This is a genomic window from Fictibacillus sp. 18YEL24, from assembly GCF_015903855.1.
Lineage (GTDB): Bacteria > Bacillota > Bacilli > Bacillales > Fictibacillaceae > Fictibacillus > Fictibacillus phosphorivorans_C.
This window is the reverse complement of record NZ_JACZDT010000002.1, coordinates 72,006-84,360: the sequence shown is the minus strand read 5'-3', so window position 1 is coordinate 84,360 and position 12,355 is coordinate 72,006. Positions and strand designations below refer to the sequence as shown.

Here is a 12,355-nt window from a genome sequence, read left to right as displayed (position 1 = left end):
CCCTTTGTTATAACGCTATTTCAAGTTGAATGTCTAAAGGTTCTCTTTTAAAGATACGCTCATTCACTTCTTCTGCTGGTGAACACCCTACAGCGCGATAAAACGATTGTGATTCAATAGACGGATGCGCTGCAATATAGAGTTTCTTACCGCCTAGCCTCTTCGCTTCTTGGCAGCAAAGAGAAAAAAGCTTCTTCCCTATCCCCATACCCCGCACCTCATTTGAGACATGTAGGTATGGCAGCTCTACATACTGTGCTTCGGATCCAAAGCGTTCACTTTCTATATTCGCAAACCCTACTAACTGCTTCTGTTTCCATGCTGCAACAACTACTCCACCGCTGCTTACACATCTTCTTAACTCTTCAATGACCTGAACCTTTCTTTCCGGCGACCAGTCATCAATAAAATAATCATCCTTCACTTTGTAGGATTTATCTTCTACATACCATACTTGTTTTGTTTCTTGAAATCGGTTGAATTCCTTTAAGAAATCATCCGTTAGTTCAATAACGCCAACTACTTTACACGTGACAAGGTTCTTCATTTTGCTCCCTCACTTAGTGATCTTCCCTCTCGATAGAAAGACCTTCAACATGACGCTTTTTCATGGAATTGTTCTTTTTTCTATTTTCTTTTGATTCAAATACAATGTCCATATCATAATTGTCTGGATACAGCATTTTACTCTCAATATGAAGTTTTAAACGCTTTTTATGAATGATATGCTTACTTTCTCCAACCAATACACCTAGTTCTCCATGATCATTCTCTAGCTTGTAAACAATACCTGCGGCTTTTAGACTTGAAACGAATACACGATCACCAATATGAAAAACTTCTCCTAATTGCTCTTCCGTTATTCGGGGTTTCTCCTCTTGTTTCTTTACTTTCGACTGAGCATTATCACGTAAGTTCTCAAGTTTTTGAAAATCATCTGTGGAAAACATTGAAACAGCATCGTTATCCACATGTGGATAACCTTCTTTTCCTGAGACGAGTTGTGCACGGTGGATAATTTCATCGTCCATCCCTAATTTCTTTGCGATTGAGAAAGCCTGACTCTTACCTGCTTTACCGATGATTAATGAATACGTAGGTTGAAGCGTCTCAAGATTAAAATCCATCGATCCGTTTTCAAATCCAGGTGTAACGGACGCAAATTCTTTTATTTCACTATAATGAGTGGTTGCTAAAATCATACTTCCTTTGCTGTACAATCTCTCAAGGATAGCAACGGCAAGCCCCATTCCTTCAGAAGGATCCGTTCCTGCACCTAGTTCATCTAAAATGACTAAATCCTGTGGTCCTGCATCTTTTAAAATAGAGATGATCGTTGTCATATGGGAAGAAAACGTACTTAAAGATTGTTCGATACTTTGCCCATCTCCAATATCAACAAAAACGTCTCTGAATACGGCAAATTCACTTCCTTCATCAACAGGTACATGTAGCCCTGTTTGAACCATTAAGGTTAATAGACCTACTGTTTTAATAGCTACCGTCTTTCCACCCGTATTAGGTCCTGTAATGATGAGTGACTGATAGCTTTTGCCAAGATTAAAATGCAATGGAACACATTTTTCACCGATCAACGGATGTTTGCCGTTAATGATGCTTATCACATTCTCTTGATTTAAGGCTACTGATTTCGCATCTAGCACTCTGCTATACTTCGCTTTTGCAAAGATAAAATCGTAATGAATCATCGCTTCAATCGTAATATGCAATTCCCTTTCGTAACTCGCAACCATACCTGTCAGCACGCCTAGAATCATAGAGATCTCGATCTCCTCTTCTGCTCTAAGCATACTGATTTCGGTTTGAAGTTTACGAATATCATGTGGTTCTATATACACGGTAGCGCCACTTGAGGAACTATCAAGTACTTGACCGTCAATATTACGCTTATATTTGCTCTTAACCGGAATAACATAACGACCATCTCTCATGGAAACGATCTGATCTTGCAGCATATCACGGTAAACCGAAGACTTCATCATGTTATCGAGCTTAGACTTAATTCTTTCTTCAACAACGGTAATCTTTTTTCTTACCTTTAACAAAGCTTTGCTAGCATGATCATCTACTCCACCGTTACGAATACAACGATAGATCTCCTCTTTTAAATCACTTAGGTCAAACATAGAGTACGCATAAGAAGAGACGCCGGGTCCTACAGAAGTTTTGTCTCTCATGAATCGCTGCATCCGGCTCACGTTTTCTAGAAGGCCGAATATTAATGTGAGTTGTTCGGGAGATAGATTTAATCCCTTTTTCGGTATCTCTAGAACTTGCTCCAAACCGTTTAAATTAGCGATCGGAACACTCGCACTCTTCTCTAAAATGCGTTTTGCTTCCGTCGTATCGAGCATCCATGATTGAATCACAGACAGGTTTGAAGAAGGTTTAAGTTTTTCTATTTGTTCTTTTGTAGCTTTATTTAATGCATGAGATGCAAGTTGTTCTTTAATTTTGTTATATTCAAGCATGTTTATAGTTTGTGTATTCAATGGAACTACCTCCAAAATTTTTAATAGCAAAAACAAGTTATCTTAAAGAATTGTTTATTATCCCTCCTCTTAACAGAGGCCAGGAACTGCCAATAAAAAAAAGACAGAAATGAACATGTCATTTCTGCCTCATAGATAGACTTCACCCTAAAAAATGCATAAAAAAATCGGCTCATAAGAAGAGTCCGCAGCATCAAGGGGTTGAGTATGATGGCTTGTATCTGACCGCTGTTCTTAACTATTGGTGGCAAACAAAAGACATAACAAATAAACCGGACATGCCGTTTCATTTTTCTTTTGTAGACCGATATCCAAATTGTTTTAGTTAAGAACGACAACGCTCACAAACACACCATCCCTTCCATTGAATTACCATCATCATATGTAATTGTTTTACAGTTGTCAACTTAATAAAAAGAGACCAGTTGAAAAAACCGGTCTCTTATCATTAGGCTGTTTTCGAATTCAATGCTGCTTTTGACAGATTATTGGCTGAAATGGACAGATTACGGTGCAGATTGGACAGATTATGTGGCCAATTGGACAGATTAATCTTAGAATCAGACAGATTACCGTCACCATCAACAAAACTACCTCTACATAGGAGCAGTTTTAATGCGTAGACAGGCAATGGGTAGCGTGCAAACACCTCAAAGTGTGCTTACTGTCGACTTTTTAGAAAATACTGTCCACTTTTTGAGTTTTACTGTCCACTTTCGATGAAATACTGTCCACTTTTACACGTTTACTGTCTACTTGGCCATTTTTACTGTCCACTTCCATTCACCACGCACTTTTAGGAGTAAACAGCCTTCCATTAAGACTTAATCGATTGATCTTTATCCTTCTTGATCTGTTTACTTCTCAACTGACCGCAAGCTGCATCGATATCTGTACCATGCTCTTGGCGGATCTTACAGTTGATGCCGTTCTTCTTGAGCGTATCGTAAAACGCTAGAACCGATTCTTGGTCACTTCGCTGATACTGGCTGTGCTCATCAACTGGGTTATATGGGATCAGATTGATATACGTTTTTTTCTTTTTATCTTGGAAAAGAGCTGCGAGTTCAACGGCTTCTTCAACATGATCATTTACATCTTTTAATAGAATATATTCTATTGTAATCCTGCGATTTGTTTTCTCGATATAATAGTTGATTGCATCCATCAGCTTTTCAACAGGGAAAGCTCGGTTGATTTTCATGATTTTTGTACGCAGTTCATTGTTCGGTGCGTGAAGGGATAAAGCGAGATTTACAGGGATGTTCACATCTGCAAACTCGTACATTTTGTTCACGATCCCGCTTGTTGAGACAGTGATATGCCTTGAACCGATCGCTAAACCTTTTTGATCGATCATGATCTTAAGAAAATCAATCATGTTCTGGAAGTTATCGAAAGGCTCACCGATTCCCATTACTACGATATGACTTACTTTTTCTCCCTCACCAACTGCGTCTAAATGATGCTGAACGTTCATGATTTGCTCTACGATTTCCCCACTTGATAGATCTCGTGTTTTGGTTAACAAACCACTTGCGCAAAAGCTGCATCCAATATTGCATCCGACTTGTGTTGTTACACAGACCGATAAACCGTATTTATGTCTCATCAGTACGGTTTCGATTAGGTTACCATCATTCAATTTGAAAAGAAATTTCACCGTTCCATCTGAAGCTTCCTGCTTCACGTGCTCCCGAAGCGTTTGAATGGTAAAATTTTCGGTTAATAATTCAATACAATCTGCTTTGATATCGACCATTTCCGAAAACGTGGTTACTCGCTCTCTATATAAATAGTTCCATACTTGTGAAGCGCGATACGGTTTATAGCCATGCTTCCCAAGCCATGATGTAAGTTGTTCAATCGTTAATCCATAAATGGAATTTTTGTTCATGTAAAAAGACCTCTTTTCACTACCTGTAAACTTATTCTTCTATAGTACTAAAAATTTCACTATGTACACAATGTTTGAACCCGTTTCCCAGCACCTTACAATTTTTTTATTTTTTTGAGCATACTACATAAGTAAATTTCCGCACTACTTTTATACACTTTTTATACTCTATTTTTGCATAGATATAAGCCATTATGCCCATAAAGGGTGTAATTTCCATTTACGTATGCATAAGAACCTGTAATAATAGATAAGCCGAAAACTTTTGACAATAATAAATATTTCAAAGTATTATATTTAATGTACTAAGAGGAGGTTGTCATATGTCAGACATCAATAGACAGAAAATTGTGGATAGTGTCCCGCAAAAAGGCTTCTTTGGACACCCTAAAGGATTATTCACACTTTTCTTCACAGAGTTTTGGGAGCGCTTTTCTTACTACGGAATGCGTGCAATCCTAATTTACTACATGTACTATGAAGTTTCTAAAGGTGGTCTAGGGATAGAAGAGTCCACTGCACTAGCAATCATGTCCATTTATGGTTCACTTGTATATATGTCCGGTGTAATCGGTGGTTGGTTAGCAGACAGAGTTTTTGGTACATCTAGAGCGTTATTCTATGGTGGTATTTTGATCATGATTGGTCATATCGTCCTAGCTGTACTACCAGGCGATTTGACTATGCTGTTTATTTCCATGGTCTTTATCGTTATCGGTACAGGTTTGCTTAAACCTAACGTATCCAGTGTTGTTGGTGATATTTATGCTCCTGGCGATACTCGTCGCGATGCAGGTTTCTCTATCTTCTACATGGGGATCAACCTTGGTGCTTTCATATCTCCATTAATCGTTGGGGAAGTTGCTAAAAAGAGTTTCCACTTAGGTTTCGGTATCGCAGCAGTTGGTATGTTATTAGGACTAATCGTATTTGCTGTGACGAAGAAAAAGAATCTTGGGCTTGCTGGTACGTATGTGCCTAACCCATTAACTCCAGCTGAGAAGAAGAAAGTATCAATCATCGTTGGTATTTCTGCAGTTGTACTAGCTGTTATCTTAGGAACAACAATTCCAGCAGGTATTTTCACACTTGAAGTATTCATTACACTAGTTGGTATTTTTGGTATCGCGATTCCTACCATCTATTTCGTGGTTATGTACCGCAGTCCAAAAACGACATCAGACGAGCGTTCACGAATTATTGCGTACATCCCGCTATTCATCGCAGCTGTTATGTTCTGGGCAATCCAAGAACAAGGTTCAACGATTCTTGCAGCTTATGCGGACAAGCGTACAGATTTAACATTTGCAGGACTTGAGATTTCACCAGCTTGGTTCCAATCTCTAAATCCTTTATTCATCATTACACTTGCTCCACTATTCGCATGGATGTGGGTAAAACTTGGTACACGTCAACCGTCAGTACCTAAGAAATTTGCACTAAGCTTGTTATTTGCTGGATTATCTTTCTTAGTTATTCTTCTTCCTGCTTACTTTGGAGGAGAGGATTCACTAGTAAGTCCATTATGGTTAGTGCTTAGTTACTTTATCGTTGTTATCGGTGAGCTTCTATTGTCTCCAGTAGGACTTTCTGCAACAACGAAGCTTGCTCCAGCAGCGTTCTCTGCACAAACAATGAGCTTATGGTTCTTAGCAAGTGCAGCTGCACAAGCGATCAACGCACAAATCGTTAAGTTCTATTCTGCAGAAACAGAAATGATGTACTTCGGTACGATCGGTGGAGCTGCGATTGTGTTATCACTTATCCTATTTGTCATCTCACCTAAGATTCAAGAGAAGATGAAAGGTATCCGTTAATCTTAAATTTACAACCACTGATGTGATGGTCCTCCATTATGTCAGTGGTTTTTTTGCTTAGAAGTAGTTGATCTCCGTTTCAGGTGCTCGCTTTCCGGGGGGCGTGCGGTGAGCCTCTTAGCGCTTTGCGCTATTAAGAGTCTCACCTGTCCCGCTGATCCCCCAGGAGTCTCACACCTTACACTTCAATCAACTTGTCAATGATGCCATTGTAAGCATAAACATCATGCTTTATCATTTAAGCTTTTACAAAAAAAAGAAGCTTATCAACTAAGCTTCTTCATCCTTAATTCATCCATCCATGCAACAATCCAAGTAGTGTGAAAATCACTAGATGATCTCCGATCGCAATGATAAAAGACTTCCTTGTCAGTAGACCAAAAAGTGTGTTTTTATAATAGACCATCGTAATCAAGATACCTATGATAAACCCAACCAAGAGTCCTTCTGCTGCACTTTCAGCTCCAATTAATCCGATAAAATAAGACATAAGAAATGAGCTGACAAAGGCAACGATTACGGAAAAAATGTATTTAAAAGGTCCTGTCTCGCCATTTTCCTTTTTCTTTCCGAGGATCGTTGTATAGTAGATTCCTCCGTAGATCATATATAAAAGTCCCCCACCGATGATTGCTGTCATGCTTAATAGTACTCCGTTTATTTCCATAATGGCCCCCTTGTTATTTTGGTTCAATGGCTAGGGCAATCGCTTTAATCTTACTTTCCCGTTGTAACGTATTCTTGTTCTGTTGAATCTGTATGACTTCAACTGGATTACTTAAATATTTGTATCCGCTTCTTGGCAGCCAATAGCTATACAGTTCGGAGTAACATTCAATTATCAGATCGCGTTCTGAATAATCAACAGGCTCCTCAAATTCGTACACCACATGCTTTCCACCAACAAACTTAGAAATATCATCAGGCGCGATCGAATCAGCTATTGTTTCACTGATTGTAATATGACAATCATACCGGCATTTGCCAGGAGGCGTGATGTAAGGATTGTTTCGCGGTATCCCAAGAAACAACGAATGTGAATCGATTAGATTTCGAGACTCACACCATTTATGAACTTCTTCCCAAGCTTCAGAAACGCCACTCGTATACGTCCCAAAATGATGGCCTTTCACTGTAGTGTGGCTTGGAAATGATTCGATTCTTATTTTAGATAAATCTAGCCATTTAAACTCATTATAAGGAGCATTGCCCTCTTTTTCTTTCGATGGGTTGCGAACTTGTTTAGATTTCTTGCTATCTTCATATTCCCGAGGAAATTGCTTTAGATAAGCTCCTTCCCGCCAGTTCTTCGGACTCGTCTTGAAATAGGATTGAAAAGAATATGTGAAATACGATAAGGAAGAGAAACCACACAACATCGCAACCTGAGTAATAGGGATATACGTTTCATAGATCAATCGATGTGCAGCGTTCTCCAATCGGAACCTTTTTACGTAAGCAGCTGGTGTTTCCCCCACAATACTTTTAAAAATTCGCTGAAAATGAAAAGGAGAATATGTAGAGATGACAGCCAGTTTCTCTAGTGGCAGAGAATCCTCTACATGCTCTTCAATATACTCCAAAACTCTGAAGATCTGTTTTCGTTGCTCGCGCTCAACATACATAAATTGTACTCCTTTTTCATGCTAGTTCTTAAATTATAAACGAATCTCTGTCTGAATTTATAAATGTATTTTTTTTGCATCCATTTTTAAGAATTGTCCAAACCTTTGAGACAAGCTTGCGTAAGATAGAGTAGAGAAGAAAACAAGAGTGATTGTTCTTTTTCTCAACAGTTCGCTTATAGAAGGGGGGGTCTATAGTGAGCTTAATCGGTAGCCTATTAGGATTTAAGAAAAGAAAAAAAGGTAAAAAAAGACCTGAAGTAGCATAAGCAGGTTGAAAGCCGGGGATCTTCCTCGGCTTTTATATGTTTTTAGAACATTCTTTTACATAGCGCCTTTTTCATTAGAACTAGGACGGTATCCAGACCCTTTCAAGGACAAGCACATATAGTACAAGCAAGGGGGATTTTTAATAAAATAATAGTTATGTTCGATGTAACCTAAGTGTTTCTATAAGTGAATCATCTTCTATTTATTTCTTTATATCTTCCCTTCGTAAAGTAATATAAGGGGGAATATATTTGTATATTCGCAAACGGGTTCCTGGTAAGGACGATCCTTTTTTAGTAGATATGGTAGTAAGTAATTTTCAAGTCCGGAAAAACGTGATTGAAATGATTATAAACATGGCCAACGAGGTCATGATTGTCTGTGACAGTAATGACACGATCATTGGTTTTGTATGTTATCGATTCAGAATCGGGCCAACGATTTTTGTGGATTATGTTGTGTTAGATACAAAACATCAAGGAAAGGGCATCGCTACCTCATTTCTTCCCGTATTTGAAAGTCACCTTATGAAACAAGGAATTCGCAACGTATTTGGTACGGTTGATGAGGAGAACACTGATGCTCTAAAGACTTTTCAACATTGGGGCTTTAAAGTTCACGGCCAGCTAGGTTCTAGTATCGTTATCCAAAAAGAGCTTACTAATTCTTTTTCAGCGCCGACTGGTGTTCGTACGAATTCAAGCGTAAGAAAGCTCGCTACTCCTCCATCGCTTCGCTAATTGATGGATAATATTTAAGCAGATCTTCTATGTAAGGTCTGCTTTTTGAATTTCAAAGACTAAATTTTTTCATTGATGCTCTTTGAAAGTAGTTGATTTCCGCTCCAGGTTGCTCGCTTTCCATGGGGCGAACGGTGAGCCTCCTGCCGCTTCGCGCCCTTAGGAGTCTCCACCTGACCGCTCGTCCCATAGGAGTCGGCAACCTTCCGCTCCAATCAACTTGCATGGAAGGAGGAAGTGAAAAACCAATGTATGATAGACATGCTCTTTAAAACATTGCGCTTTCAAATTTTGTCTTCATGAATCTTTGATTGGAGTGTAAGATGCGAGACTCCTAAGGGACAGGCGGGCAGTCCTCAAAGTGTAAGTGGCTCGTTTAGCCCCGACAAGCAAAAGGTGAATGGACTATGAAGGTGAACTTTGCCTTCTTGGCCGTTTAACTTTTGACCTTGAGGGGCTAGCCACTGCAACTAGACAGGTGAGACACTTAAGAGTGAAACGAACAAATGTGGCTCACCGCCTGCCCCGTGGAAAGCGAGTATCTGGAACGGAGATCAATACTTCCAAAAGCAACCTTTAAAAAAGTCCCATAAAAAATTAAAAAGCCAACTCATGATTTGCAGAAAAACCAAATCAAAAAGTCGGCTTTTTAACGTTAATAATAAGAATGAATAAGTCTTATTGTTCTTACAGATCTAAGAGATTTTGCGGGCGTCTTGTCTTCTTCGATCCATTCACCTGATTGTTGTTTGGATTGAAGATTTCTTCAATGTATCTTTGATTCCAATCACTAGTAAAATCTTTATCAGAACAGATACATCCACTTAAATCGTATCGGAAAAGGCCACAGTGCGGGCAGTTACTCATATTAATCCCCCCTTGGGTCAACATAACCTATTCTATGTGCATTTAAGAGAGTTGGTAACGGCTTTCGTACAGCTTTTCCATGAAAGAAGATGCTTATTTTTAAAAGTTATTTGTTCATCCAATCTGGCTTATGAAACTCTTCAAAATCACTTTGAATGACCTTTTTAAATGAGTCTGACTCTACTGCCGCTTTAAGATCTTTAGCAAGCTGTGAATTTTTATCTTTGTCTAGCACGACAATTCGATTGATGATCTCCTCTGGAAGTTTATCTTTTACAAGTGCATCCTTTAAGTCTAGTCCAGAGGATAGAGCAAAGTTTCCGTTTACTGCTGCAAGATCTACGGAGTCTAGCGTTCTTGGTGTTTGAGCGGCTTCAACAGGCTGGAACTTCAAGTTCTTTGGATTTTTCGTCACATCTTTTTCTGAGACTTTTAACGGATTGGCCGAAGAATCGATCTCGATTAGTCCATTGTCTCTTAAAACAGTAAGTCCTCTTGCTAAATTCGTAGGATCATTGGCTAGTGAAACCGTGCTTCCAGGCTTGATTTCGTCTATGGACTTGAACTTTTTAGAATAGATACCGATTGGTGCAGTAGGTACCGTAATCACTGATGCTAGTTTCATATCATTTTCTTCTGAAAAAGCATCCATGTACACTTTATGCTGAAACAAATTCGCATCTAATGAACCGCTCTTTAAAGAGATGTTTGGTTGTACATAGTCATTGAATTCTTTTACTTCAACACTGTATCCTTTTTTCTCTAGATAGGGCTTTACGCCTTTTTCTAGCATGTCGCTGTAAGGGACGGTTGCGCCGAGCGTGATCTTCTTACTTTCTTTCTCACCCGAAACGCCACACCCTGCTAAAACGCCGATTAATAAAGCTGCTGTTAAAAATATGTTAAATCGTTTCATATGTTTTCTCTCCTCACTCACTCTTTATTTATTTACTTTCCGTTAGCACCGGTCTAAATCTAGCTGCAGGATGATCGTTTGGCAGCAAAGGTTGCCCAGGTGAGAATAATTTTTCACGAAGCGTACCATTGTTGTACTCTTTTTTATATAATCCTCTTTCTTGAAGAACAGGGACAACAAGCTCCACGAAAGCTTCTAAGTCTCCAGGTGTTACTAGGTGATTAAGGTTAAAACCGTCCACGCCAGACTCTTCAAACTGCTTCTGAATCCCATCTGCTACCTCTTCCGGATTGCCGACTATAAAACTACCTCTGTCAGGTGACTCAAAGCGATTTAATACTTCTCCCACCGTTAACGGTTTAGGAGCATCCGTTGTGAGCGTCGCAGCCTTATAATGTCCACCTTCTGTTGATTTATTGTACGAGAATGGAAGTTCCGGATCTAAGTCTTCATATTCCGCAATATCATAACCGCTTGCTCCATACTGCGCTTTTGCAGCATCTGCACTCCACACACTTGCATACTCTTTAAATTTTTCCTCCGCCTCTTCAGTCGTTCTCCCTACCACCACGTTTAAGAAAGAGAAAATCTTAAGGTTTTCCGGATTTCGACCGTGTTTGATAGCGCGTTTACGAATATCGTCCGCATAAAAGCGAATTCTCTCTGGTGTTGGACCACCTACAAAAATACATTCAGCATGCTTGGCAGCAAAGTCTCGTCCACGCTCAGACGTTCCCGCTTGATAGATAACAGGTGTACGCTGCAGCGAAGGCTCGCTTAAGTGAGGTCCCTCAACGCTGAAATATTGCCCTTCGTGATTGATCTCATGGACTTTTTCAGGATCCACCAGTTTATTGTTCTCAACGTCTTCTACAACGGCTCCATCTTCCCAACTGCTTTCCCAAAGCTTATATGAAACATCCAGGTATTCATCTGCGATGTTGTACCGTTCATCGTGCTTGATCATATTCTGAAGTCCAAAATTCCTCGCCGCGTTTGGCAGATAAGACGTCACTACGTTCCAAGCGATTCGCCCATTCGTTAGATGATCTAACGTAGAAAAGCGTCGTGCGTTGCCAAACGGCTGTTCATACGTTGTGCTCACCGTAACAGCAAAAGATAGGTTCTCTGTTACGCTCGCCATAGCCGATACAAGAAGTGCTGGATCGTTTAAAGGAACTTGAAGTCCATCTTGAATAGAAGGTGCCTTGCTTTGTTTATAAACGTCATAAACGCCTAATACATCTGCAAAGAACACCGCGTCAAACTTCCCTCTTTCTAATAGCTTTGCATATTCGATCCAATAGTTCAGATCCTTGTAACTTCTTTGTCTCTTGTTCTCCGGGTGCTTCCAAAGGCCATGAGAATTGTGCATGGCACTCGTCATCTCGAACGCGTTTAATAAAATTTCTTTACTCAACTTACATTCCTCCGTATCCAATTTTTTCGTACCCGTTCCAAGAGAAAATAAAAAACCTCTTCAGCTATGAGAAGAGGTTAAAAAATACGTGAATTAAACATACGTATATAGATTTCCTCTTATCTTTCAAGCTTTCGCCTGCTGGAATTGGCACAGTCCTAAAAATAGTTGTTGCCGAGGCTTCAAAGGGCCAGTCCCTCCACCTCTCTCGATAAGGAATCGATACTATTCAATTTAGTAACGAAATATACAGGAATAAAAATAACCTGTCAATGGAATTTAGAGAAATA

Annotated in this window: 11 protein-coding genes and 1 riboswitch; of the genes, 3 read left to right on the top strand and 8 right to left on the bottom strand. The window is 39.5% G+C overall.

Features of this window, described 5'->3' with window-relative positions:
- Positions 1 to 7: 7 nt before the first annotated feature.
- From HU823_RS05885 to rlmN, 3 genes are all read right to left on the bottom strand, one after another.
- Positions 8 to 547, bottom strand: coding sequence for a GNAT family N-acetyltransferase (locus HU823_RS05885; RefSeq protein ID WP_197221435.1), 540 nt, complete (start codon positions 545 to 547; stop codon positions 8 to 10).
- Between the two features lie 13 nt (positions 548 to 560).
- The gene (locus HU823_RS05880) at positions 561 to 2,513 is read right to left on the bottom strand and encodes an endonuclease MutS2 (protein ID WP_197221434.1); all 1,953 of its coding nucleotides are present in this window, start codon (positions 2,511 to 2,513) and stop codon (positions 561 to 563) included.
- A gap of 817 nt (positions 2,514 to 3,330) precedes the next feature.
- Complete coding sequence (gene rlmN, locus HU823_RS05875) at positions 3,331 to 4,410, bottom strand: 23S rRNA (adenine(2503)-C(2))-methyltransferase RlmN (protein ID WP_197221433.1); 1,080 nt, start codon at positions 4,408 to 4,410, stop codon at positions 3,331 to 3,333.
- 323 nt (positions 4,411 to 4,733) lie between these two features.
- Here rlmN and HU823_RS05870 point away from each other — a divergent pair, with 323 nt between their 5' ends.
- Positions 4,734 to 6,227, top strand: a complete 1,494-nt coding sequence (locus tag HU823_RS05870; protein ID WP_144696656.1) for a peptide MFS transporter — start codon at positions 4,734 to 4,736, stop codon at positions 6,225 to 6,227.
- Between the two features lie 286 nt (positions 6,228 to 6,513).
- Here HU823_RS05870 and HU823_RS05865 read toward each other — a convergent pair whose 3' ends face one another.
- Both HU823_RS05865 and HU823_RS05860 read right to left on the bottom strand, forming a co-directional pair.
- Positions 6,514 to 6,894 (bottom strand): DUF1761 domain-containing protein, encoded by a 381-nt coding sequence (locus HU823_RS05865; RefSeq protein ID WP_197221432.1) that lies wholly within the window; start codon positions 6,892 to 6,894, stop codon positions 6,514 to 6,516.
- Between the two features lie 13 nt (positions 6,895 to 6,907).
- Positions 6,908 to 7,852: an AraC family transcriptional regulator gene (locus HU823_RS05860; RefSeq protein ID WP_197221431.1), complete on the bottom strand. Its 945-nt coding sequence runs from the start codon at positions 7,850 to 7,852 to the stop codon at positions 6,908 to 6,910.
- A 521-nt stretch (positions 7,853 to 8,373) separates the two neighbouring features.
- Between HU823_RS05860 and HU823_RS05855 the strand changes: the two genes are divergently transcribed.
- Positions 8,374 to 8,862 carry a GNAT family N-acetyltransferase gene (locus HU823_RS05855; protein ID WP_144696650.1) on the top strand — a complete coding sequence of 163 codons (489 nt, stop codon included), beginning with the start codon at positions 8,374 to 8,376 and terminating at the stop codon, positions 8,860 to 8,862.
- Between the two features lie 400 nt (positions 8,863 to 9,262).
- Complete coding sequence (locus HU823_RS05850; RefSeq protein ID WP_197221430.1) at positions 9,263 to 9,442, top strand: hypothetical protein; 180 nt, start codon at positions 9,263 to 9,265, stop codon at positions 9,440 to 9,442.
- 107 nt (positions 9,443 to 9,549) lie between these two features.
- Here HU823_RS05850 and HU823_RS05845 read toward each other — a convergent pair whose 3' ends face one another.
- From HU823_RS05845 to HU823_RS05835, 3 genes are all read right to left on the bottom strand, one after another.
- Entirely contained in the window at positions 9,550 to 9,729 is a 180-nt protein-coding gene (locus tag HU823_RS05845; RefSeq protein WP_144696648.1) for a hypothetical protein, read from the bottom strand.
- A gap of 106 nt (positions 9,730 to 9,835) precedes the next feature.
- On the bottom strand, positions 9,836 to 10,645 hold the full coding sequence (locus HU823_RS05840) for a MetQ/NlpA family ABC transporter substrate-binding protein (protein WP_144696646.1): 810 nt from the start codon (positions 10,643 to 10,645) through the stop codon (positions 9,836 to 9,838).
- Between the two features lie 28 nt (positions 10,646 to 10,673).
- Positions 10,674 to 12,065, bottom strand: a complete 1,392-nt coding sequence (locus HU823_RS05835) for an LLM class flavin-dependent oxidoreductase (RefSeq protein WP_144696644.1) — start codon at positions 12,063 to 12,065, stop codon at positions 10,674 to 10,676.
- 116 nt (positions 12,066 to 12,181) lie between these two features.
- Positions 12,182 to 12,283, bottom strand: a riboswitch (SAM riboswitch).
- Positions 12,284 to 12,355 lie beyond the last annotated feature (72 nt).

Coding starts and splice junctions, on each gene's coding strand:
- HU823_RS05845 (WP_144696648.1), bottom strand. CDS start 9,729: ATGAGTAACTGCCCGCACTGTGGCCTTTTCCGATACGATTTAAGTGGA.
- HU823_RS05870 (WP_144696656.1), top strand. CDS start 4,734: ATGTCAGACATCAATAGACAGAAAATTGTGGATAGTGTCCCGCAAAAA.
- HU823_RS05850 (WP_197221430.1), top strand. CDS start 9,263: ATGGACTATGAAGGTGAACTTTGCCTTCTTGGCCGTTTAACTTTTGAC.
- rlmN (WP_197221433.1), bottom strand. CDS start 4,410: ATGAACAAAAATTCCATTTATGGATTAACGATTGAACAACTTACATCA.
- HU823_RS05885 (WP_197221435.1), bottom strand. CDS start 547: ATGAAGAACCTTGTCACGTGTAAAGTAGTTGGCGTTATTGAACTAACG.
- HU823_RS05860 (WP_197221431.1), bottom strand. CDS start 7,852: ATGTATGTTGAGCGCGAGCAACGAAAACAGATCTTCAGAGTTTTGGAG.
- HU823_RS05865 (WP_197221432.1), bottom strand. CDS start 6,894: ATGGAAATAAACGGAGTACTATTAAGCATGACAGCAATCATCGGTGGG.
- HU823_RS05840 (WP_144696646.1), bottom strand. CDS start 10,645: ATGAAACGATTTAACATATTTTTAACAGCAGCTTTATTAATCGGCGTT.